Raw genomic sequence first — 23,646 nt, forward strand, 5'->3', positions numbered from 1 at the left:
GAGGGGATGTTTTCGCGCCAGCGAAAACGGGGGTGGTTGAATCGTTGAACGACTGCTGAACGGTGGCCGAAGGGTTCAAATGCAAACCATGCAAGTATCGTTCAACGCCCGAACCACTCCAGCCGGCGCCAAGCGCCGGCGCCCCCTCCTTGAATAAGGAGGGGAAATTTGCGCTGCTTCGCCCGGCCAGGCCCGTACTTTTGCGCCATGCCCAGTCCCCTCACCGCCCTCTCGCCCCTCGACGGGCGCTACGCCCGCGCCACCGCCCCCCTGGCTTCGCGCTTCTCCGAAATGGCCCTGATACGCTACCGCGTGCTGGTTGAAGTGGAATACTTCATTGCCCTGGCCGAGCTGCCGCTGCCCCAGCTGGCGGGGGTGTCGCCGCAGGCATTTGCACTGCTGCGCGCCCTCTACGAGCAGTTCACCGAGGCCAACGCCGAGGCCATCAAAGCCCACGAAGCCGTGACCAACCACGACGTGAAGGCCGTGGAATACTGGCTGCGCGACGAGTTCGGCAAGCTGGGCTTGGGCGGCTTCGTGGAGTTCATCCACTTCGGCCTCACCTCGCAGGACGTCAACAACACGGCCATTCCGCTCAGCTTCCGCGATGCGCTGCTGAGCGAGGTGCTGCCCGCCTACGCACAGGTGCGCAACGCCCTGGCCAGTCGCGCCCAGGAATGGGCCGCTGTGCCCATGCTGGCCCGCACCCACGGCCAGCCGGCCTCGCCCACGCGGCTGGGCAAAGAGATTGAGGTGTTTGTTGCGCGCCTCGACGCGCAGGTGACGCTGCTGGCCCAGGTGCCGTTTGGGGCAAAATTCGGCGGGGCCACCGGCAACTTCAACGCCCACTTCGCGGCCTACCCCGAAGTGGACTGGCACGCCTTCGCCACCACCTTCGTGAACGACCGGTTGGGCCTGAGCCGCTCCTTCCCCACCACCCAAATTGAGCACTACGACCACCTCGCGGCCCACTGCGACGCCCTCAAACGCCTCAACACCATCCTGATGGACCTGGCCCGCGACGTGTGGCAGTACATTTCGCTCGGCTACTTCAGGCAAACCATCAAAGCCGGCGAAGTAGGTTCTTCGGCCATGCCGCACAAGGTGAACCCCATTGATTTCGAAAACGCCGAGGGCAACCTGGGCGTGGCCAACGCCCTGCTCGACCACTTCGCCGCCAAGCTGCCCATCTCGCGCCTGCAGCGCGACCTCACCGACTCCACGGTGCTGCGCAACCTGGGCGTGCCGCTGGGCCACATCCTCATCGCCCTCGGCGCCCTGCAGCGCGGCCTGGGCAAGCTGGCGCTGGACCAGTCGGCCCTGGAACGCGACCTCGAAGCCAACTGGGCGGTGGTAGCCGAGGGCATCCAGACCATCCTGCGCCGCGAGGCCTACCCCGACCCCTACAACGCCCTCAAGGCCCTCACCCGCACCGGCGAGGCCATTTCGGCCGAGAGCATCGGCGCGTTTATCGACGGGCTGGACGTGGAAGAAGGTGTGAAGGTGGAACTGCGCGGCATCACGCCGCATAGCTACGTGGGACGGTAAGCCAGCAGCTCGATAAACCAAGACGTTTATTGCTTGGAATCAAATCGACCGTAGGTGACCTTAATTGAGTTAGTGGAGTCCCGAACGTTAACCGCAGCAAATTCAAAGGTGCCGGCCGAAATGCCGGCATTTTTGTTGGCATAGGTCAGTACCAGTCGGCCGGTATGGCGGGCGTCGGTTACGTAGTATTCGTAGGGATTGCTGAATGAAACGCTGCCATAGCCAAAGCGAGGCATCGCCCCGCCCACGCTTGCCACCCTCCGGTTGAACGGGTAAGTACCCGCCGTTTGAGCATGTGCATACAGCGTGACGTGCGCAATGCCTCTTGGCGTACTGCAGCGCATCGACAGCCAGTACACACTATCGTTGTAGAAGCCCCCACTTAACGCCGGAATGGGATTAGAAAGCAGTGTGCCAGACGTACCTGTGGCGATAAACCGCTCGCCATCGACAAGGCAGCCGCCAGTATTGGCGCCGGTTTGCGTGGCCGGGGGCAGGCCGGCATCAGGAGCGTCTTTACCGCAGGCTCCCAACAGCGCCAACGACAGGCAAGCACAACAAGTTGATTTCATGAGCATAACAGGCTTGCAACGAAGCTAATTAGCTTTGCCATTAGTTGCAAAACAACTTTTGTCTTTATCAGACTTATCCTGCGCGTGTTTCCGGGTGCCCTGGGTCTGCCAAACGCACTGCGCTGCGCCTTTTATGTCCGCTTTGCATGTTCGGATAACCGGACAAAAAGGACTTTTGGCGGGGATATCTTTTGCCTGTTAAAGGTCACCAATAACCTGTCAGCGGCGGGACTGGGAAATGGGAGTGCCACCGGCCCGGCCCGCCCTGCTATTTTTACCGCTTCAACTGCCCTTGCCCCGCCCCGTGCCCGAACTCCTGAACACCATCGTTCACCCCGACTGCCGCCACTTCCGCGGCGACCTGCCCTGCCGCCCCAACAAAACCGACGGCTACGTGTGCGATGGCTGCCCGGTGTACGCGCCCGCCACGAGCCGGATTCTGATTATCAAACTCGGGGCCATTGGGGACGTCATCCGGACCACGCCGCTGCTGCGGCGCCTGCGCCAGGAGCGGCCCGGCTGCTATATCACCTGGCTCACGCTCACGCCGGCCATTTTGCCGCAAGGCGAGATTGAGGAGATTCTGAAGTTCGATTTTGCCAGCGCCCTGCAGCTACAGGGCCGCGAATTCGACGTGGTTATCAACCTCGACAAGGAAAAGGAGGCCTGCGTGCTGTTGAACACCATTCAGGCCAAGGAGAAATTCGGCTACGCCCTGCGGCCCTACGACGGCGTGGCCTGGCCCGTGAATCAGCTGGCCGAGCACAAATTCCTTACCGGCGTTTTTGACCAGACCAGCCTGGCCAACACCAAGCCCTACGTGCAGGAAATATTCGAGCTCTGCGGCTTTGATTTCCGGGGCGAAGAGTACGTCTTCGACACCCACGACGACAAAGGCTACAACTGGACCTCCCTACCTGCCGCCCGCCCCCGCATCGGCCTCAACACCGGCTGCGGCGACCGGTGGACCACCCGTCTCTGGAGCACTGAAAAGTGGATTGAGCTCATCGACGGCCTGCAAGCGGCCGGCTACACGCCCGTGCTGCTGGGCGGCGAGGCCGAAGACGCCCGCAACCGCGAGCTGCACGCCGCCACCGGCGCCGCCTACCTCGGCACCTTCCCCCTGCCCCAGTTCATCAACCTGATGAACCAGATGGACGGCATCGTGACGCAGGTCACGATGGGCATGCACATCAGCATCGCCCTGCGCAAGCCCACCATCCTGATGAACAACATCTTCAACCCGCACGAATTCGACCTCTACGGCCGCGGCCAGCTTGTGCAGCCCAACCGGGAGTGCGTGTGCTTTTACCGGGGCACCTGCCGCCTGGGCACCAGCTGTATGGAAGACCTGCCGGCCGCCAAGGTGCTGCAAGCCGTGCGCGAAAGCGTGCCGTTGGGGCAATCCGTCGCTTAGTCTTTTTTGCGCGATGCACTGCGCACGGCTTGCAGCCTGGCCGCGTATTCGGCCGGGGGCGTGGCCGCAAGCAACTCCCTCAGCGCCTCTTGGGGCAGCTCTTCCATTCTTTTAAAATTTACGCAGCCCTTGCCCATTTTCAGCTTGGGTGCAGCGGCTGCCAGCTGCTCCTGCAGCGCGGGCATAAGGTACATGGGCACGAGGTGCAGGCTCAGGTGGCCTTTTTGGTTGGCCAGCCCCACGTACATATCGGGCCCCGCCCGAAACTCCAGGTACTTCGGGCCAATGTGCTCGGTATAGCCCGGCGGTACGGCCCGGCGCACCAGCTGCCACACGTGCGCGGCTATCGGCTGCCGCTCGGCGGGCAGAGCGGCAATAAAATCGTCGAAGGCGGATGAATCGGGCATGGTCCGGGCGGCTGAGTTGGGAAAGTAAAGTTATTCCGCATCGGCCGTCCAGTGCCCGGGTTGCAACAACGGCAGCTGCTGCCACGGCAAGGGGCGGACCAGCCAGCGCACCGAGTCGCCGGCCAGCGTGCCGCGCAGGTGCAGGCCGGCGCTGTCCTGCCAGTGCGCCATTGTGCCGGGACGCCCTGCTTCGTCGCGTAGCAGTAAGTAGCCCGGGGCGTAGCGCAAGGTGTAACTGTGCAACTGGTCGTTGGCGTCCTGCGTGATGAAATACCCCCGCCGGTGCACAAACACGCGGCGCGGCTGGGAGGCAGCAGCAGGGCGCTCGGGCCGCACCACATAGGCGCCGTGCAGCGGCGGGCGTGGCGCCGCGTCATCGTCAAAAATACCGCTTTGCACGGCTCGACCGGCAGTTTCGAGCAGCAGCACGCTCAGCAGTACGCCGCGCACCGCCCCCACCGTGCGCCCGTGCCAGCTCGCCGGCCGCCGGGGCCGCCGGGGCGCTGCCCACCGCTCCTGCACCAGCCCCGCATACAGGGTGCGCAGGCCGGGCGCGGCCACCAGCACTGCCAGCCCCATCAGAAACCCCGCCCACAGCTTCACCGAGATGTCAAACCCGATATTCAACGCGAGCACGTTGGCCAACACCCCCACAGCCAGCAGGCCGCCCAGCAGCCGGGTGCGGCCCCACAATAGCAATAACCCCGGCAGCACCTCCAGCAGTCCCGCAAACACGCTGTAAAAGCGCGAAATCCCCATCACGCTCCAATACGCCAGGTCGGGCGACAGCTGCCCCAGCGGCGTGTAGAGTGTGTTGGGCTCGGGCAGGTAGAACTGGCTTTTGAATACCTTGTCGAAGCCGTACAGCAACAGATGCAGCGCCAGCAGTCCCGCCGCCCCGGTGTGCAGCGCATACCACAGCCGCGCTTCGCCAACGGGTGTGCGGCGGGCCAACCGGGCCAACGCAGCGGCCACCAAGGCCGTGCCCAACGCCAGCAACCCAGCATATAGCCACAAGCCCGCTGAATCAGAGAATAACGCCGCCCGCTGCCCGGTCAGCCTCGCCAGACCGGTTTCCAGCGCCGGCCGCAGCATGGTGCCCACGCTGGGTAGCACCCGATACCGAAAGGGCACGGTGAGAGCCAGCAACCCCACAAACAGCAGCGCCCAGCGACGGGCAAAGGCCGCCAGCACGGGCTAGATGGCGGCCGGTTGTGGCTTTCGCTCACCTAGCAGCCAGCCCGCACCTCCCAGTATTAGCACAAGCGCCACAGCCAGCGCCACGCCGGGGTGTTGGGGTAGCACTGGAGCAGCGGGCACGAAGGCAGACTTCTTGTGCTTGGTTTTTTGCTTTTTCGGGAGCGGCACGGGTTTAGGAATGGTGTCGTAGGCGAGGACCTTCACTTCTGGCTTATCCATTCTTTTTTCGGAAACATAGCGTTTAACCGATACTTTGTACTGCCCTTGATGCCGGCTGGCAAACTGGTGGGTGCGCACTTTAGCCGTCGGGTCGCTGTAGCCGTAACTATTCCATTTCCCATACTCCAGCGTGGTAGTATCCGACAAGAATTTAATGCTGTCGGCAATAAAGCGTGGTTCTGGCAGCCCAAAATTATCCGCCACCGCATCCAGTGCCGCCACGCTACTACCACCGTGGCTGAGGTGGCCAATGCGAGCCGTTTGGGCGGCGGTGGGCAGGGCGGCGGCCCAAACCAGCAGCAATGCGATGGTGACAAGCTTTTTCATACTGGATAGCTACTTTTTGGATTCCGCTCGCCCAGCAGCCAGCTGGCCCCCGCCAGCACCAGGATGGCCGCGATGGCCAGTGCCACGCCGGGGTGCTGGGGCGGGGCCGGCACGGTGGTGGGTAGAAAGGCGGATTTCTTGTGCTTGGTTTTCTGCTTTCTTTTAGTTGGAGTTGTAGAAGCCTCTTTGGCTGACCAAAAAGTGCTGTCAAACGGAATAATTCTGGCGCGCAAGCCCCGTTGCGCCTGATAGCGACGCACTACACCGTGCTTGGCATACGCATCGGCCCGTCTATGAAATTCGACTAAATGGGTCTTCTCTTTTGACTCAGAACCATTCCATTTGCCATACTCCACGGCCGTAGTGTCGGAAAGTAACCGAACACTGTCTGCTAGGAAGTATGGATAAGGCCGACCAAAATTATCAGCCGCCGCATCCAGGGCCGCCGCGTTGCCGCTGTGGCTGAAATGCGCAATGCGCGCCGTCTGGGCCGCAGTGGGCAGGGTTGCCAGGCCGCCGCCTATCAGCACCGCAGCAGCGAAAGTGCAGAACCGTTTCATTTTCATGGAATAAGGAATTCCACGAATATACAGTACCGGAATTACTCGGTAGCTTCTGCCACTTCCTTGAGCGCCGCCACCATCACCGGCCACGAAAACTGCTTTTTCTGCTCGCGCACACCGGCTGCAAGCTCCGCCTCTCGTTGCCCGGCATAAAATGCCACCACCGCATCGGCAATGGCTGCCGGCGTGGGCGGCACCACGTAGCCCACCACCCCGTCCGGAATCAACTCGGCCAGGCCGCCCACGTCCGTTACCAACATGGGCCGCTCAAAATGATACGCTATTTGCGACACGCCGCTTTGCGTGGCATTCTTGTAGGGCTGCATAATCAGGTCGGCCGCACAGAAATAATCCGCCACTTTTTCATTGGGAATAAAATCTGTGGCTCTGATAATCCGGCTTTCCAGCTGATAACGCTGGATAAGCGCCTCGTACGGCGCAGCGTCTTCGTAAAATTCGCCGGCAATAATCAGCTTAACCGGCAGTGCGGCAATGCGCGCATCGGCAAAGGCCTCAAGCAATATATCCAGCCCTTTGTAAGCCCGAATAAACCCGAAGAATAACAGATAGCGCACCGTAGCCGGCAGCCCCAGGGCCGCGAGGGCTTCGCTTTTCGGTTTTATCGGCCCAAAATTGTCGTACAACGGGTGCGGCCGGTACAGCGCCGGTTTCTTCCCAAAGCCCAGCCGCTGCAAGTCGCTGAGCACGCTGCGGCTCATGGTCACAAAGCCGTCGCAGGCGCTCAGGAAAAAACGGGTCAGCGGCCCGTCGCCCGGCCGCTTTTCGTGCGGAATCACATTATCCGTAATGGCCACCACACGCGTGTGCCCATTGCCGCGTGCTAGCCGCGCCACCGTGCCCAGCGCCGGCCCCATAAACGGCAGCCAGAACCTGAACACCACCAAGTCGGGCCGCTCAGCTCGCAGCCTCCGCCCCACCCGCCACCACGACAGTGGATTGACCGAGTTCAGGCTGACTTCAATCTGTAAATCCGCCGGTCCGGCATCCGTGCTGAACTGCGTTTGGCCAGGAAACAAGAAGTTGGGGTATTGCAGCGAAAACGTAACAATGCGCACCGTGTCGCCGGCCTCTTTGAACGCCCGCGCCAGCCGCTCATTGTAAGTGGCCAGCCCGCCCCGCAGCGGAAAAGCCGGGCCAATAATGACAACCTTCATGCAAGCAGTTAATTGATTCTCTCGCGCACCAAGTAGTCGTTGCGCTTTGGCCCGTTCAGCTGCACCATCTCGCCCAGAAAACCGGCCACAAACAGCACCACGCCCACCACCACCGCCGTGAGCGCCAGGAAAAACAGCGGCTGCTCCGTCACCTGCCGGGCCTTCAGGTTGTGCAGCGACAGCCACACCTTCTCCCCCATCAGCCACAGCGAAATCAGCAGGCCCACCAGAAACGACAGCGTGCCCAGCGTCCCAAAAAAGTGCATCGGCGCCCGCCGGAAGCGGCCCACGAAGGTGATGCTCAGCAAATCGAGAAAGCCAAAGATGAAACGCTCCAGCCCAAATTTGGTCACGCCATATTTGCGCTCCTGGTGCTGCACCACCTTCTCGCCAATCTTCTTGAAGCCGTTCCACTTCGCAATCACCGGAATGTAGCGGTGCATCTCGCCATACACCTCGATGCTTTTCACCACGCGCGCGTCATACGACTTCAGCCCGCAGTTAAAATCGTGCAGTTGTATGCCCGACATCAGCCGTGTAGCGCCGTTAAACAGCTTGGTCGGAATGGTCTTCGACAGCGGGTCGTAGCGCTTCTGCTTCCAGCCGCTCACGAGGTCGTACTTGTCCTCTACTATCATGCGGTACAGTTCCGGCAGCTCCTCCGGCGAGTCCTGCAAGTCGGCGTCCATGGTGCACACCACGCGCCCGCGCGCCGCTTCAAAGCCCACGTTCAGCGCCGCTGATTTGCCGTAGTTCCGATTGAAACGAATGCCCCGCAGCGTCTTATCGCTGGTCGACAGCGTCTCAATCACCTCCCAGGAATCATCCGTCGAGCCGTCGTCAATCAGAATCACCTCATACGTGAGCCCGCGCGTCGGCAACACCCGCGCAATCCAGCGCGTGAGTTCGGGCAACGACTCTGCTTCGTTAAGCAGCGGAATCACGATGGAAATTTCCACCGGAAAAGTGGCGGCAGATTTATTCAAACTCGGGTTGGGCATTTTTGATAATGGCCGAAATCACCAGCGACAGCAGCACTCCAATTAGCAGCGTGCCGAGCAGGGCCGCCCCCACCATCACCGGGCCGTTCATAAACTTGCTCGACATCGCCACGGCCTGGTCAATCTGCTCGTCGCTCAGGCCGCCGCGCGCCTCCATGTCGGCCCGCATTTTCTCCGTAATGCGGCCCAGCATGTCGGTGTCGATAAAATTCATGTACACGTAGGCGAAAATGCCCGATATCGCCCCCACTACGGCCGAAAGCACCGCCCCAATGCCGAGTCCCTGCCCGTAGCTCATGAACCCACGGTTCTGCTGCTTGAAATGGTTCATGGCTAGCACCAAACCGCCAATCAAAATAGCGAAAGACAGGTACCGGAGTGGGCTGCCTTCCTGATGCATCACGTTCAGGCCGAACGAAAAAATAACGCTGACCAAGCCGGTGAGCAGGCCATAGCGCAGCGCAACTGAGGTAGTCGTAACGGGCGTAGAGTTGGTTTCCATAAGTATTGCAGAAAATGGTTCGGGGCTAAAGTGAGCCGCAAAGTAAGTCAGAATTATTCGCGCAAAAATATTCCTGCCGGCACCGCCAGCACCAGCCCGAGCACCAGCACCTGCAGGAAATTGCTGCTTGCAATGTTGCCCACCGTGAGGTGGTCTATTTGCTGCAACTGCTGCTGCCGCAGCGCCGCCGATACTCCCTGCTTCGCTGCCTCGCGCTGCTGCGCCTGCACAATCTCCTTCACTTCGGCGCGATGACGACTTACCGCCTCTTCGCCAGCCCCAGCCGCCAGCCCCATCACCCCCACCGCCGATACCACCGCTGCCAGCAGGGCGGTGAGCACACCCACGCCCAGCGCACGGCCCAAACCCGGTTTTTCTGGCTTCAGCTGTCGCCGCAATTGCCACTGGCTGGCCACGGCCACCATCGGCACCAACAGTTGCGCCAGTAGCTGCTTGGGCCCAAATCCGTTGTTACCGGTCAGTTGCAACCCTACCATCCACACCACGCAAACCAACCCAACGCCAACGCCAAACTTCAGCGCCAGCTGCGTCACCCTCCGCGCCGAATCATCGGCCCGTGGCGCCACCGGGTCGCCAATAGAAACTGCCATAAGCCACAAATCAAGTAAGGCCGCAAGTTACGCCCCAACCGCCCGTCGGCCAGCCGCTCCGTTCTTATGCCACAGCTTTGGCTCCCACTCCGGCTTGTGCTGTCGCAGCCCGGCGCCGTCCGAAACGCACCAACAGCGCTTCCGCCAGCAGAAAGACCAAAGCAGCGGCCAGGAAGTACCGCCAAAGCGGCGTGCCCGTTTGGGCAGCGCTATCGGCCGCCAGCCCAGCCCCGTCAGCACCGCTTTCCACCACCCGCACATTCGGATGATTTTCTCCCAGCATTTGCCGCAACTCGTCCACCGAATAAGCCGCCAGCTCTGATTCGCGCTTGTTCGCGTTAAACGCTAGTGTTGTCAATACTTTCTGTCCTTGACGCACTTGGTAAAAACCCGGCGCAGTCATCGTTTCAGGCAATTCCAGTCGTACCTCCGAGCCCAACACCCGTTGTGCCGGAATCAGCGTCACACTGTCTTTCACCAACCGAAAAGTAGCTTCGTCGCTTCGCGTGGCGGCACCTTCAGAACCCGTAGCTGGCAACTTCAATGCCACCACACCTTGGTCGAGACGGTAAGCCGGCAACTGCTCACTCCGATAGCTGAGCATCGCCATTCGGTACATAACCGGCACGAACAAAGCATGTTCCATGAAATTGGAATACGCAGCCGCAAACGGCGCCGAAAACACATACACCTGTCCCGTACCGCTGGCAAAATTCGCCAAATAGCTTTCTCCATCGCGCAGTCGCATGATATCCGTTCCGGTTCGCGACCACCGTAGCACGGGCGCCACCCGCGGCATTGTCACCGCCCGTTGCTGGGCGCCGAATACATCCCGAAAAAACGGTTCCTGCGCACTTGGCATAGCCACCTCACGCAGTTCCGGTGCCGCCGCCTGGGATTCCCACTGCACCGCCCCCAAGCCCAAGTCTTTAAAAAGGTCATCATAAGAAGCACGTGCTCCATCACTCGCCGAAGGAACCACCATTACGCTTGCTCCCCGCCGCAACGCTGCCCGTAGCGCCTCACGCAAGCCCGCATCTATTGCCCGCAATTCGCTCACTAATATCAAGTTGGCCTTCTGCAAAGTGCCATAGTCTACCCGGCCAGCTTTAGCAAAAGAGTATGCGAATAATGCCTCATTTCCATACACCTGCTGAGCAAGTGGTTCGTTGCCTATTTCCAATACCTGAATAGAAGCCGCCGGCTGCAACGTGAAATAATAAACATTGTCAAACACCACCGGCGCATCCTCTACTACCACTTGCCCCTCCACCAAAGATGCCTCACCTACCTGCACTTGGGCCACTTTTGTCACCGACTCGCCAGCCCCCACACTCACCCGAAAGGCAACCACCTGCTTCGCCCCCAGAAACACTTTCACCGGGCAATCTACTACATCTGCCTGCCCACCATTATGCACCCGAATATGCAAACCTAAGTTGGTACGCACTCGCACAAATGCGTCATCTAACCACATACTATCAACAAAAACATTCCCACTTGCTTTCCCCTTCATCAGGACTAGCACTACCTGCTTCTCTCTGCCAAATTTGTTTAGCGTATTGCTAGTAAACGAATTCCTTTGAAAGTCAGAAAATAAATACAGCGGAGAAGTGCCTTCAGTCAAAGCATTACCTGCAGTCTTATTCCCCAATCTCAAACCGTCAAGTTCGTCAACGTATTCTCCATAGCTTACGCTTTTACGAGTTGAATTTATAAGTCGCAGCCTAGCCGTCTTATCAACCTGCCCCAGTTTCCCAGCCTGCATCACCGCTTCTTCAAGCAAATCCTTCCCGGATAATCCGCGCACCTGCATGCTGTACGTATTGTCTACCCACACATCCGTTCCATTCTGCTTCACTAAGTTTTCCTTCTTGGCAGGGATGAAAGGCTGGCAGAATACAAATACAAGCGCGACGACAGCTAATACCCGCGCTAGCAGAACAAGCCAATGCTGCACCTGCCGGTGGCGCACAGTCACCAGTTCTACCTGTCGAATAAATGCCGTATTTGTAAATAAGACTCGTTGCGGCCGTCGCAATTGCAATAGATGAATCAGAACTGGAACAGAAATAGCAAGAAGTCCCAGCAAAAACCACGGAAATAATAACTGCATACTATTTGAGACTACTGCTTAAAACGCCAAATATTAGCCATTTTCATCGAAAGCAAGCTCTTACCCTAAAATATACTTGGCAAAAATCAAACAGAATTAACTAATAGGAAATTTCAATTAAATACATTGCTACCGTGATAAAAAGCAAAAATCCCTTCGGGTTGCTGGCGAAAGCATCCTGAAGGGATTTCCTTGGAGTAAGGTTGGCGGCGACCGACTCTCCCACCGGTGAAGGCAGTACCATGGGCGCACCGGGGCTTAACGGCTCTGTTCGGAATGGGAAGAGGTGAACACCCGGGCTAAAGCCACCATTGCTGGCGGGCTGTTGCGTGTTCGTGCAACAACTCAATAACTCGACGCAAGGGGACAAAAACGAAGCGCTGGGCGCGCACTTGACGACATAGTAGAGAAGCCCTCGGACCCTTAGTACGGCTCAGCTATTCCATTTCTGGTGTTTCACCTGCCGCCTATCCACGTCGTCATCTCCGACGGTCCTTCCATTGGGAAATCTCATCTCCAGGGGAGTTTCGCACTTAGATGCTTTCAGCGCTTATCTCGTCCCAGCGTAGCTACCCGGCGCTGCACCTGGCGGTACAACCGGCGCACCAGCGGCTGGTCCATCCCGGTCCTCTCGTACTAAGGACAGGTCCTGTCAAATTTCCAACGCCCACCACAGATAGGGACCGAACTGTCTCACGACGTTCTGAACCCAGCTCGCGTGCCACTTTAATCGGCGAACAGCCGAACCCTTGGGACCTTCTCCAGCCCCAGGACGTGACGAGCCGACATCGAGGTGCCAAACCTCCCCGTCGATATGAGCTCTTGGGGGAGATCAGCCTGTTATCCCCGGCGTACCTTTTATCCTTTGAGCGATGGCCCTTCCATGCGGAACCACCGGATCACTATATCCGTCTTTCGACCCTGCTCGGCTGGTCGGCCTCACAGTCAAGCCCGCTTCTGCTATTGCGCTCTGCGTCCGGTTACCAAGCGGACTGAGCGGACCTTTGAAAGCCTCCGATACTCTTTTGGAGGCGACCACCCCAGTCAAACTACCCAGCAGCCACTGTCTCCCGGCGTCCGGGATTAGGCAGCAGGCACAGTAAGGGCGGTATTTCAACGTCGGCTCCCCGAGAACTAGCGTCCCCGGCTCAGCGCCTCCCGCCTATGCTACACATACTGAACCCACCACCAATGGCAACCTATAGTAAAGGTGCACGGGGTCTTTCCGTCCCGTGGCGGGTACTCGGCATCTTCACCGAGACTACAATTTCACCGAGCTCACGGCTGAGACAGCGCCCAGATCGTTACACCATTCGTGCAGGTCGGAACTTACCCGACAAGGAATTTCGCTACCTTAGGACCGTTATAGTTACGGCCGCCGTTTACCGGGGCTTCGATTCAAGCCTTCGCCTTGCGACTAAGCTCCCCTCTTAACCTTCCGGCACCGGGCAGGTGTCAGGCCTTATACGTCCGCTTGCGCGTTAGCAAAGCCATGTGTTTTTGTTAAACAGTCGCCTGGGCCTTTTCACTGCGGCTTCTGGTATTGCTACCAGGAAGCGACCCTTCTCCCGAAGTTACAGGTCCATTTTGCCGAGTTCCTTGGCCGTGATTCACTCGAGCGCCTCAGGATGCTCTCCTTGACTACCTGTGTCGGTTTGCGGTACGGGTGATAATGACGTTAAAACGCTTAGCAGGTTTTCTTGGCAGTCGGATTAGGCACACTATCCGCGTGGCCCGAAGGCCGTGCGGTACTGTCAACTTTCGGCTAGGTCCGCGTACTTAACTACGGTCCCACTACCTACGGTCTTTAACGGGCACTTCCGTCCGCCCGCGGTGCTTTCACTTCTGCGTCACTGCATCACTTGCCATCATCAGTACAGGAATATTAACCTGCTGTCCATCGAGTTCACCTTTCGGCTGCCCCTTAGGTCCCGACTAACCCAGCTCCGATTAGCGTTGAGCTGGAAACCTTAGTCTATCGGCGTGCGGGTTTCGCACCCGCATTATCGTTACTCATGCCTACATATGCGTTTCTCCACGCTCCACCATCCCTGACGAGACGGCTTCACCGCAAGGAGAATGCTCCCCTACCACGTAGTCATCTTGCAGACTACATCCAAAGCTTCGGTACTAGATTTGATGCCCGCGTATTATCGATGCCCGGTCGCTCGACCAGTGAGCTGTTACGCACTCTTTAAAGGAATGGCTGCTTCCAAGCCAACCTCCTGGCTGTCAAAGCAACTGGACCTCCTTTGTTCAACTTAATCTAGATTTAGGGACCTTAGCTGTTGGTCTGGGTTCTTTCCCTCTCGGCCGGGGACCTTAGCACCCCAGGCCTCACTGCCGGCTATAGCCGTTGGCATTCGGAGTTCATCAGGATTCGGTAGGCTCTGACACCCCCTAGTCCTATTGGTAGCTCTACCTCCAACGACCTCGACGCCGACGCTGTACCTCAATACATTTCGGGGAGTACGAGCTATTTCTCAGTTTGATTGGCCTTTCACCCCTACCCACACGTCATCCAAATCCTTTTCAACGGAAACTGGTTCGGTCCTCCAGTGCCTGTTACGGCACCTTCAACCTGCGCATGGGTAGCTCACAAAGTTTCGCGTCTACCCCCTCTGACTGCGCGCCCTGTTCAGACTCGCTTTCGCTGCGGCTCCGCGTTTACAAACGCTTAACCTTGCCAGAGAGGAGTAACTCGTAGGCTCATTATGCAAAAGGCACGCCATCAGGAGACGAACTCCCTCTGACTGCTTGTAAGCACACGGTTTCAGGTTCTTTTCACTCCGGTATTCCCGGTTCTTTTCACCTTTCCCTCACGGTACTCGTTCACTATCGGTGTCTCAGGAGTATGTAGCCTTAGCGGATGGTGCCGCTCGCTTCAGACGGGGTTTCTCCGGCCCCGCCCTACTCAGGATACCACTAGCGTGAATCACAATTGTCGCTTACCGGGCTCTCACCGTCTATGGCCCGCTTTCCCAAGCAGTTCAGCTAACTGGATTCAATCACATGTCGTGGTCCTACAACCCCGGACTGGCCGTAACCAACCCGGTTTGGGCTCCTCCCCGTTCGCTCGCCACTACTTGGGGAATCATTGTTATTTTCTTTTCCTGCAGGTACTTAGATGTTTCAGTTCCCTGCGTTTGCCACCGCTGCACAAGGCAGTCGGTTCTTGACTCTTCCAGTCAAGGGGTTGCCCCATTCGGAAATCTGGGGATGAACGAGTATGTGCCTCTACCCCCAGCTTATCGCAGCTTATCGCGTCCTTCGTCGCCTCTGAGACCCTAGGCATCCCCCGTGTGCTCTTCGTTACTTCTCTTTCGTAATCACACTTGTTGATTGTCATCCGAAAATGACCAAGTGCGCTACGCTTCGTTTTTGTTACCCCTTACGTCAAAGAACGTATGTCACTCTGTTAACTAGTGACTTCGTGAATAAGCTCCTATTGAGTTTATTCGGTGTTATATAGTGGAGAATAACGGATTCGAACCGTTGACCCCCTGCGTGCAAGGCAGGTGCTCTAGCCAGCTGAGCTAATCCCCCGAGTTTCGTATCCAGCAGCATTCCCGCTAGTACTAGTGGGCCTGCGTGGACTCGAACCACGGACCTCTACATTATCAGTGTAGCGCTCTAACCACCTGAGCTACAAGCCCGAGCTTCGACGATACCCGAAGGCAAACGTAGAATCCGTATTCAAAAATCATTTGAATGAGGAAACAAACAAAGAGTATTACCAAGCTACTCTACTTATATACTCATAACATCGTGAGCAAGGCCGCTCCAGAAAGGAGGTGATCCAGCCGCACCTTCCGGTACGGCTACCTTGTTACGACTTAGCCCTAATTACCTGTTCTACCCTAACCGGCTTCGTTGCGGAGCACCGGCTTCAGGTCTACCAGACTTTCATGGCTTGACGGGCGGTGTGTACAAGGCCCGGGAACGTATTCACCGCGTCATTGCTGATACGCGATTACTAGTGATTCCAGCTTCACGGAGTCGAGTTGCAGACTCCGATCCGAACTGAGAACGGCTTTTCGGGATTGGCGCACCATCGCTGGTTGGCAACCCGCTGTACCGTCCATTGTAGCACGTGTGTAGCCCTAGGCGTAAGGGCCATGATGACCTGACGTCGTCCCCGCCTTCCTCACTGCTTGCGCAGGCAGTCCATCTAGAGTCCCCGCCTTGACGCGCTGGCAACTAAATGTAGGGGTTGCGCTCGTTGCGGGACTTAACCCAACACCTCACGGCACGAGCTGACGACGGCCATGCAGCACCTTGCTTTGTGTCCCGAAGGAAAGCCTCATCTCTGAGGCGGTCACGCGCATTCTAGCCTAGGTAAGGTTCCTCGCGTATCATCGAATTAAACCACATGCTCCACCACTTGTGCGGGCCCCCGTCAATTCCTTTGAGTTTCACCCTTGCGGGCGTACTCCCCAGGTGGGATACTTAACGCTTTCGCTAAGCCACCGACATTCTATCGCCGGCAGCGAGTATCCATCGTTTACGGCGTGGACTACCAGGGTATCTAATCCTGTTCGCTCCCCACGCTTTCGTGCCTCAGCGTCAGTTACAGCCTAGTCAGCTGCCTTCGCAATCGGGGTTCTGGATGCTATCTATGCATTTCACCGCTACAGCATCCATTCCGCCAACCTCGTCTGTACTCAAGCTATCCAGTTTCCAGGGCAGTTCCGTTGTTGAGCAACGGGCTTTCACCCCAGACTTAAACAGCCGCCTACGCACCCTTTAAACCCAATAAATCCGGACAACGCTTGCACCCTCCGTATTACCGCGGCTGCTGGCACGGAGTTAGCCGGTGCTTATTCACCAGGTACCGTCGTCGGAGCACGCATGCCCCTTATTCTTCCCTGGCAAAAGCAGTTTACGACTCAGAAAGCCTTCATCCTGCACGCGGCATGGCTGGGTCAGGATTGCTCCCATTGCCCAATATTCCCTACTGCTGCCTCCCGTAGGAGTCGGGCCCGTATCTCAGTGCCCGTGTGGGGGACCAGCCTCTCAGCTCCCCTAGACATCGTCGCCTTGGTGGGCCGTTACCCCGCCAACTAGCTAATGTCACGCAACCCCATCCTTGACCAATAAATCTTTAACAAAGAGACGATGCCGCCACCTTGTTTTATGCGGTATTAATCCGCCTTTCGGCGGGCTATCCCCCAGTCAAGGGCAGGTTGGTTACGCGTTACGCACCCGTGCGCCACTATGGTATTGCTACCACCGTTCGACTTGCATGTATTAGGCCTGCCGCTAGCGTTCATCCTGAGCCAGGATCAAACTCTCCATTGTAAAATTTCTCTACACCCATGCGAACATGGGCTGATGTCGAGTGCTGACCTTGCTCACATTTTGACGTTATGGTCAAATTCGTTTCGCTTGGTTTGTTTCACTGTGTTTCTTACGAAGAAGAATCAGCACGTGAAACACTTACTATTTTGTCTGTTTCCGTCATTCAAAGAACGTGTGATGCTTCCATTTGAGGCATCAGAGTGGGCCAGTGATTTGGCCCGTGACTGTCGTTATAAACCTTTGTTTGTTTTGGGATTGCAAAGGTATAAACTTTTTTTGATTTGACAACTTCTTTTCGAAAAATTTTAAGCTTTTCGTATTGATTATCAAATCTGCTGCTTTCGTTTAAAGCAGCTTTCTTGTTTGTAAGTCAGCTGGTTAGGCCTGTCTTTTTGTTACCTTTATTTGTTTTGGGAGTGCAAAGGTACAACTTTTTTTCGGCTTTCAAATCTTTCCGCGAATTCTTATTAAATTTTATTCCGGTCAGATTTTCAGTTTTGACTGCTTCCGGTTGAAGCGGGCTGCAAAGGTACGGTGTATTTTTTCGCTGGTGCAAGCTATTTGAGAAATAAATCTCGGCGCTTGCAACTGGTTGCAAGGATAGACAAGCTAGTCTCCGCGGGAGTTCCGGACCTTTCAACCCTGTGCTTTAGCGAATGCATTGGGCTTTTCCATTGGTCCGTTTGACGTTTTGGGACTGCAAAGGTAAGAGGACTTTTTGGGCCGGCAAGGGGCCTTTTACGAAATAGTTGATTCAAGGTTGTAAGTAGCTGATTGATGCGGCAAAAAAATTAATATGCCAGTGGAGCGGTTGGTTGGGATGGAAGGCTGAGGGTGGTTCGGGACTTCTACTTAACAAGGCTTGGGAAGGGAAGAATGGTTTTTGAGCTGCGCTAGCGTGTATGTAAGATTGCCGTTGGTATGGTGGGAAAGTGAATGGTTGGAAAGTTTTGCCTCTACCTTATTGCTTAGGTTAGGTGTTTTCGGGACAGGAAAATGACTCTGCTTATCGCGACTGGGTTGCCTCTTCTCATGCAAAAACCCCGCTTCCGTCTTCAGATTTAAGCTGAGGAAGGATGCGGGGTTGAATGGATTTGCGAGAACTGTCGATTTAGAAAGCCTGCTTCGGTGCGCGAGATGCTTCAGTTGTGCCGAGCGTAGTGTCCATTTTTCTATTAAAGCGAGTGCTCTCTTTTATCCAGGTGCCCTTAGCGGTGGAGGGTGCTGACGCGGTCGGGGCCGACGCTGACGATGCTGATTGGAACCTGGAGTTCCTTTTCGAGGAATTCGAGGTAGGCGGTGAGATTGGAGGGGAGCTGAGTGGCGTCGGTGACGCTGGTGAGGTCGGTGTTCCAGCCGGGGAGGGATACGTACTCTGGGGTGACGGCGGTTAATTCACCGGGGTCGGGGAGTTGGGGGGTGCTAGCGCCGGTGGCGGTGCGGTAGTGGGTGCAAGCTTGAATTTCGGTGAAGGCGTCGAGGACGTCGGCTTTCATGAGGTGGAGCTCGGTGACGCCGTTGAGCATGATGGCGTAGCGGAGGGCAGGAAGGTCTATCCAGCCGCAACGGCGGGGGCGGCCGGTGGTAGAACCGAACTCGCGGCCGGCCTGGCGGATTTGCTCGCCAACTTCGTCATGAAGCTCGGTGGGGAATGGGCCGCTGCCGACGCGGGTGCAGTAAGCTTTTGTGATGCCGTAGACCTTATCTATATGACGCGGGGCGATGCCGAGGCCGGTGCAGGCGCCGGCAGCAATGGTGCTACTGGAGGTGACGTAGGGGTAGGAGCCGAAGTCGATATCTAGCAGCGAGCCTTGGGCACCTTCGGCGAGGATGCGTTTGCCTTTGGCAAGGAGGTCGTTGAGGAGGTATTCGGTGTCGGTGAGGTGGAGGGTGCGCAGGAATTCGACCGCAGAAAAGAAGTCGGCTTCGAAGGACTCGATTTCGAGTTGTTTGCCGTGGTGGGCGGCGATGGCAGCGTGCTGGGCGACGGCTTCCTGGTAGCGCTGTTGGAAATCGGGCAGCAGAATGTGGCCGACGCGGAGGCCGACACGCCCGATTTTATCGGAATAGGTGGGGCCGATGCCTTTGAGGGTACTGCCGATTTTGGTGTTGCCGCGGGCTTCTTCGCTGATGCGGTCGAGGGCGCGGTGCGAAGGAAGAATGAGTTGGGCTTTTTTGGAGATATAAAGGTTGTGGGACCAATCCACTCCCCTATCGGTGAGTTTTTGGAGCTCCTGGCGGAAGACCACGGGGTCGAGGACGACGCCGTTGCCGACAACGTTGATGATGTGCGGGTGGAAAATGCCGCTGGGAACCTGGTGCAAAACGTGCTTGACGCCGTCGAAATAGAGGGTGTGGCCGGCGTTGGGACCACCCTGGAAGCGGGCGACGGCATCGTAGGTCGGTGCGAGGACGTCTACGATTTTGCCTTTGCCTTCATCGCCCCATTGGAGGCCTACTAATACATCTACTGGCATGGTGTGTTGAATTTCGCCCTGACGTGGCGCCTCACCCCCAGCCCCATCTTCCAAAGGAGAGGAGGAGCCAAACGAGGTTTAGGCTTGGGCAAGGCTCTTAATTAAGGTGTTGGTTTAGGGGTTGAATTACTGCTTTAACTTTTACCCGTCGTCATCTTTACTGGATAGAGTCCCTCATCTCTGCTTGGGTCGCAGAATGTTCAGGATGACAGAATTTTACCTAACGGACAAAAAAACGGCCGCCTAATTGGCGGCCGGGGTAAGTTGCTGGCGGGCAGCGGTTTCGTCGGGCGAAACGGTAAAGATGTTGTTCAGCTTCGTAATGGCCAGCATTTTTTTGGGGTGGTCGGCAGGGTTGATGAGGACCAACTCACCGCCCCGACTACGGAACTTGGTGAGGAGCGAAACGAGGACGCCGATGCCGGTGCTGTTGATGTAGCGAATTTCGGAGAGGTCGACGGCGCACTGGTTGAGGTCTTCGCCAAGGTGCTGGTTGACGGATTGCAAGAGTTGGTCGGTATCGGGGCTGCCGATGAGGTCGCCGTTGAGGCGGACGAAGAGGATGCCGTTGTCGACGGTGCTGGTGGTGGTCATGCGTGGGAGTTTCGGGCGGCGGCCTGGGCGCGGCAGTCGCCGCAGATGCCGTAAAGATTCAAAGAATGGTGCAAGATATGGAAGTTCAGCAGGTCGCCGACCATGGTTTGAATGCCGTGGATGCGGGGGTCGCAGAATTCCACCACTTTATGGCATTCGGTGCAAATGACGTGGTCGTGCTGGCGGTAGCCGTAGCTCTTCTCGTACTGGGCGAGGTTGCGGCCGAACTGGTGCTTGCTGACGAGGCCCTGCTCAACCAGCAAATCGAGGGTGTTGTAGACCGTGGCGCGGCTCACCTGCAGGCCGCGCTCCTTCATGCCAGCGTAGAGCTCGTCGACATCGAAGTGGCCGGAGCGGGCGTAGATTTCTTCGAGAATGGCGTAGCGTTCGCCGGTTTTGCGCAGGCCTTTGTTCTCGAGGTGAGCGGTGAAAAGCTTGCGGACTTCGTCGAGCTTGTCGGTGTTTAGCGGGGCTTCGGAGGCGGGGCTGGGTGTGTGCTTGGCGGCGTAGCCGGTTTCGGACGAGCCGCCTCCCCCCTGCCCTGCTTCGTCGATTAGGTCAGTTTGGAATTTACTCACGGTGTATATAGGATGTAAGTCGGCGGAACAAAGGTACGTTCCAGCGGGGGCACCTCTTCCCCCGCCCCTCTTCCTGGGGAGAGGGGAGCCGATAATAGGTTATTGCTCGAAATAGAGGTGGTAATGGTTGGCGCAGCCGGGGTTGAAGGCAGCTTGGCAATAGGGGCAGGAATTGTTACTGCTTAAGTAGCTGGCAATGCTTAAGGTTTGGCGGCAATTGCCGCAATAGATGGCTTGGGCTTGGGATTCGGCTTTGGGCCAGACCTGGGCGGGGTGGTTGGCAGCCTCGTTGTGGCATTGAATGCAGGCGTAGAATTCGCCGCAACATTTGTGCTGGATGGCAATGATATCGCGCCCGGAGTGGTAGTGGGCGCATTGGGTGCGCGCGTTTACGTTGTTGCCGTGGACGGTGATAGGTTGGGTCGCTTTCACTTTTATGAGTCGAACCGCTCGACTTGGAGCACGCCCGCCACTTTACGCAAGCGCTGAATGAGTTTGGTAAGGTGGTCGGTGTCGTTGACAAACACCATAATCTGGCCTTCGAAAATGCCGTCGTCAGCAGTGAGGGCGATGGAGCGCATGTTCACCTTGAGGCTGGTGCTAATGATGCGCGTGACGTCGTTGACAAGGCCTACCCGGTCGGAGCCTTTGAGGCGGACACCGGCCAGGAAGGCCAGTTCGAGCTGGTCGGTCCACTTGGCGCGCACGATGCGGTTGCCGTAATTCGACATGAGGTCGACGGCGCGGGGGCAGCTAGTACGGTGGATAATGAGGCCCTGGTCAGTTTCGAAACCGAACACGTCGTCGCCGGGAATGGGATTGCAGCAGCGGGCGATGCTGTAGTTGAACTTGTCGGTGTGCTCGCCTACCACCAGCATGTCGGGCCGCACGCCGCGGATTTTCTGCACTTCGTTCTCGAAGGTTTTGGGTTCGAGCACGGCCGGCTGAGGCTTTTCGGAAGTAAAAAGCGACTCGCGGATGGCGCGCCCGTCAATCTGCCCCACGGCCAGACGGTAGTAGAATTCCTGGGCGCTGGGCGCGTTGAAATAAGCCAGCAGGCGGTTGAAATTGTCTTGGGTGTTGGGCACGCCAATGAGCTCCATGCGCTTTTCGAGGATGAAGCGGCCATCCTCGGCTTTAGCGCGCTTGTCGTCGCGCAAGAAATCCTTGATTTTGGAGCGGGCCTTGGTCGTGATGACGTAGTTGAGCCACTCCGGCGTGGGGCGCTGTTTGTGCGAGGTCAGGATTTCGACCTGGTCGCCGTTGTGCAACTGGTAGCTCAGCGGCTCCAGCTTCTGGTTGACTTTGGCGCCAAGGCAGTGGATGCCGATTTGGGAGTGGATGTCGAAAGCGAAATCCAGCGCGGTGGCTTTGTCGGGCAGAATCACCAGCTTGCCCTTGGGCGTGAAGGCGTACACCTCTTTCACGAACAGGTTCTGGCGGAATTCGTCCATGAATTCCAGGGCACTGGAATTGTTGGATTCCAGCATCTCGCGCACCTTGTTCACCCAGCCTTCCAAGGAGCTTTCGGGCTGAATGCTGCCGGTGTCCTTGTATTTCCAGTGCGCGGCGTAGCCTTTCTCGGCGATGTCGTCCATGCGGCGCGAGCGGATTTGCACCTCCACCCACTGGCCGGCGCGCGACATCACGGTGGTGTGCAGGCTTTCGTAGCCGTTGGCCTTGGGCGTGCTCACCCAGTCGCGCAGGCGGTCGGGATTGGGCTGGTAGAAGTCCGTCACTATGGAGTACACCTGCCAGCAGGCGGCTTTCTCCTGCTCCGGCGGCACGTCCAGAATCACGCGAATGGCAAACAGGTCATACACCTCGTCGAAGGTGATGTTCTGCTTCTTAATCTTTTTGAGGATGGAATAGATGCTTTTCGGCCGGCCTTTGATTTCGTACTCAAAGCCCTGCGCCTTCAGTTCCTCATCAATGGGCTGCACAAACTCCTTGATGAAGCGGTTGCGCGCGGCCTGGCTCTGCCGCACCTTGGCTTTGAGCTCCGTGTACGTCTCGGTATCGGTGAATTTGAGGTATAAATCCTCCAACTCACTCTTTATAGTATAGAGGCCGAGGCGGTGGGCCAGCGGCGCATACAAATACAGCGTTTCCGAGGCAATTTTCAACTGCTTGTGGCGCGGCATCGAGTCCAGCGTCCGCATGTTGTGCAGGCGGTCGGCGATTTTTATGAGAATCACGCGCACGTCCTCGCTCAGCGTGAGCAGCATTTTGCGGAAGTTCTCGGCCTGTTCGCTGGTGCCGTATTCGAAAACGCCCGAAATCTTGGTCAGCCCGTCGATGATGCGGGCCACCTTGGGACCGAACTCGCGCTCAATGTCCGACAGCTCGGTGGGCGTGTCTTCCACCACATCGTGCAGCAGCGCGGCCACAATGCTGGTGGTGCCCAGGCCAATTTCCTCTACCGCAATCTGGGCCACGGCCAGCGGGTGCAGAATGTAGGGCTCGCCCGACTTGCGGCGCATCTCCTTATGCGCCTCCAGGCTTTGGTTGAAAGCTTTTTTAATCAGCTTGGCATCGCCGTCTTTCAGGTACGGCTTGGCCGTGCGCAACAGGCGGCGGTAGTGGCGCAGGATTTCCTGGCGCTCAGCTTGAAGGTCGATAACGGGCGGCATAACGGTAAAGTAACAACGCTAAGGCGGAAAAGGTGGCGTAGCATGACTGGGATACGGAAATAGCCATAGGACCGTCATGCCAAGCGCAGCCGAAGCGTCTTGCTCGGAGAAGTAGTCAAAGTCGCTGGACTGATTGATGTGTGTTGTGTGCACAAGACGCCTCGGCTACGCTCGGCGTGACGGTCTTTTCATCGTCTTATTCCTCCTCTTTTTCAACCAAAAATCCCCCGTTGCGCGCAAACACTTTCCCGAGTACCTTTGCGGGCCCGTAGCAAACGGCAGCGGGCGCTTCATATGCGGATATGGCGAAATTGGTAGACGTGCCAGGTTTAGGTTCTGGTGCCGCAAGGCGTGTGGGTTCGAGTCCCTCTATCCGCACTTTTAAGTTTGAGTAGGCCTTCGGTC

At 57.5% G+C, this 23,646-nt stretch carries 17 protein-coding genes, 3 tRNA genes and 3 rRNA genes; 3 read left to right on the plus strand and 20 right to left on the minus strand.

The features are described 5' to 3' along the window. The first annotated feature begins 207 nt into the window (after positions 1-207). Positions 208-1,548, plus strand: coding sequence for an adenylosuccinate lyase (purB, locus tag MTP16_RS21950; RefSeq protein WP_243513981.1), 1,341 nt, complete (start codon positions 208-210; stop codon positions 1,546-1,548). A gap of 26 nt (positions 1,549-1,574) precedes the next feature. Here the strand turns inward: purB and MTP16_RS21955 are convergent, their stop codons facing one another. Then, positions 1,575-2,120, minus strand: coding sequence for a hypothetical protein (locus tag MTP16_RS21955; RefSeq protein ID WP_243513985.1), 546 nt, complete (start codon positions 2,118-2,120; stop codon positions 1,575-1,577). A gap of 304 nt (positions 2,121-2,424) precedes the next feature. On the opposite strand from MTP16_RS21955, the gene MTP16_RS21960 reads away from it, so the two are divergent. Further along, positions 2,425-3,537 (plus strand): glycosyltransferase family 9 protein, encoded by a 1,113-nt coding sequence (locus MTP16_RS21960; RefSeq protein WP_243513987.1) that lies wholly within the window; start codon positions 2,425-2,427, stop codon positions 3,535-3,537. Here MTP16_RS21960 and MTP16_RS21965 read toward each other — a convergent pair. From MTP16_RS21965 to MTP16_RS22055, 19 genes are all read right to left on the minus strand, one after another. Continuing rightward, on the minus strand, positions 3,534-3,944 hold the full coding sequence (locus MTP16_RS21965; protein WP_243513990.1) for a DUF1801 domain-containing protein: 411 nt from the start codon (positions 3,942-3,944) through the stop codon (positions 3,534-3,536). The genes MTP16_RS21960 and MTP16_RS21965 overlap by 4 nt on opposite strands. Positions 3,945-3,974: 30 nt before the next feature. Continuing rightward, the gene (locus MTP16_RS21970; protein ID WP_243513993.1) at positions 3,975-5,138 is read right to left on the minus strand and encodes a hypothetical protein; all 1,164 of its coding nucleotides are present in this window, start codon (positions 5,136-5,138) and stop codon (positions 3,975-3,977) included. Positions 5,139-5,141: 3 nt separating this feature from the next. Beyond that, positions 5,142-5,690 carry a hypothetical protein gene (locus MTP16_RS21975; RefSeq protein ID WP_243513995.1) on the minus strand — a complete coding sequence of 183 codons (549 nt, stop codon included), beginning with the start codon at positions 5,688-5,690 and terminating at the stop codon, positions 5,142-5,144. Then, on the minus strand, positions 5,687-6,256 hold the full coding sequence (locus MTP16_RS21980) for a hypothetical protein (protein WP_243513997.1): 570 nt from the start codon (positions 6,254-6,256) through the stop codon (positions 5,687-5,689). The genes MTP16_RS21975 and MTP16_RS21980 overlap by 4 nt, the downstream gene beginning before the upstream one ends. A 35-nt stretch (positions 6,257-6,291) precedes the next feature. Next, on the minus strand, positions 6,292-7,428 hold the full coding sequence (locus MTP16_RS21985; RefSeq protein WP_243513999.1) for a glycosyltransferase: 1,137 nt from the start codon (positions 7,426-7,428) through the stop codon (positions 6,292-6,294). 8 nt (positions 7,429-7,436) lie between these two features. Next, complete coding sequence (locus MTP16_RS21990) at positions 7,437-8,429, minus strand: glycosyltransferase family 2 protein (RefSeq protein ID WP_243514002.1); 993 nt, start codon at positions 8,427-8,429, stop codon at positions 7,437-7,439. After that, positions 8,407-8,931, minus strand: coding sequence for a DUF4199 domain-containing protein (locus tag MTP16_RS21995; protein ID WP_243514004.1), 525 nt, complete (start codon positions 8,929-8,931; stop codon positions 8,407-8,409). Before MTP16_RS21995 ends, MTP16_RS21990 begins: the two co-directional genes overlap by 23 nt. A 53-nt stretch (positions 8,932-8,984) precedes the next feature. Then, positions 8,985-9,542, minus strand: coding sequence for a DUF4199 domain-containing protein (locus tag MTP16_RS22000; RefSeq protein ID WP_243514007.1), 558 nt, complete (start codon positions 9,540-9,542; stop codon positions 8,985-8,987). Between the two features lie 64 nt (positions 9,543-9,606). After that, entirely contained in the window at positions 9,607-11,658 is a 2,052-nt protein-coding gene (locus MTP16_RS22005) for a BatA domain-containing protein (protein WP_243514010.1), read from the minus strand. A gap of 201 nt (positions 11,659-11,859) precedes the next feature. Beyond that, positions 11,860-11,971, minus strand: a 5S ribosomal RNA gene (rrf, locus tag MTP16_RS22010). A gap of 90 nt (positions 11,972-12,061) precedes the next feature. Beyond that, positions 12,062-14,980 (minus strand): 23S ribosomal RNA (locus tag MTP16_RS22015). A 150-nt stretch (positions 14,981-15,130) separates the two neighbouring features. Beyond that, positions 15,131-15,204 (minus strand) — tRNA-Ala (locus tag MTP16_RS22020). 36 nt (positions 15,205-15,240) lie between these two features. Continuing rightward, positions 15,241-15,314: transfer RNA gene (locus tag MTP16_RS22025), tRNA-Ile, on the minus strand. A 131-nt stretch (positions 15,315-15,445) separates the two neighbouring features. After that, positions 15,446-16,959 (minus strand): 16S ribosomal RNA (locus MTP16_RS22030). Together the 16S, 23S and 5S rRNA genes with 2 tRNA genes alongside form the textbook arrangement of a ribosomal RNA operon. A gap of 1,208 nt (positions 16,960-18,167) precedes the next feature. After that, a complete protein-coding gene (locus MTP16_RS22035) occupies positions 18,168-19,436 on the minus strand; it encodes an adenylosuccinate synthase (RefSeq protein ID WP_243514013.1) in 1,269 nt (422 codons plus the stop codon). A gap of 243 nt (positions 19,437-19,679) precedes the next feature. Next, positions 19,680-20,030 (minus strand): STAS domain-containing protein, encoded by a 351-nt coding sequence (locus tag MTP16_RS22040; protein ID WP_243514029.1) that lies wholly within the window; start codon positions 20,028-20,030, stop codon positions 19,680-19,682. Further along, on the minus strand, positions 20,027-20,608 hold the full coding sequence (locus tag MTP16_RS22045) for a Fur family transcriptional regulator (RefSeq protein ID WP_243514030.1): 582 nt from the start codon (positions 20,606-20,608) through the stop codon (positions 20,027-20,029). The genes MTP16_RS22040 and MTP16_RS22045 overlap by 4 nt, the downstream gene beginning before the upstream one ends. A gap of 99 nt (positions 20,609-20,707) precedes the next feature. Next, positions 20,708-21,040 carry a CHY zinc finger protein gene (locus tag MTP16_RS22050; RefSeq protein WP_243514031.1) on the minus strand — a complete coding sequence of 111 codons (333 nt, stop codon included), beginning with the start codon at positions 21,038-21,040 and terminating at the stop codon, positions 20,708-20,710. Positions 21,041-21,042: 2 nt separating this feature from the next. Then, positions 21,043-23,241, minus strand: a complete 2,199-nt coding sequence (locus MTP16_RS22055) for a RelA/SpoT family protein (protein ID WP_243514032.1) — start codon at positions 23,239-23,241, stop codon at positions 21,043-21,045. 296 nt (positions 23,242-23,537) lie between these two features. On the opposite strand from MTP16_RS22055, the gene MTP16_RS22060 reads away from it, so the two are divergent. Continuing rightward, positions 23,538-23,619, plus strand: a tRNA-Leu gene (locus tag MTP16_RS22060). Positions 23,620-23,646 lie beyond the last annotated feature (27 nt).

It is taken from the genome of Hymenobacter monticola, from assembly GCF_022811645.1.
Classification (GTDB): domain Bacteria; phylum Bacteroidota; class Bacteroidia; order Cytophagales; family Hymenobacteraceae; genus Hymenobacter; species Hymenobacter monticola.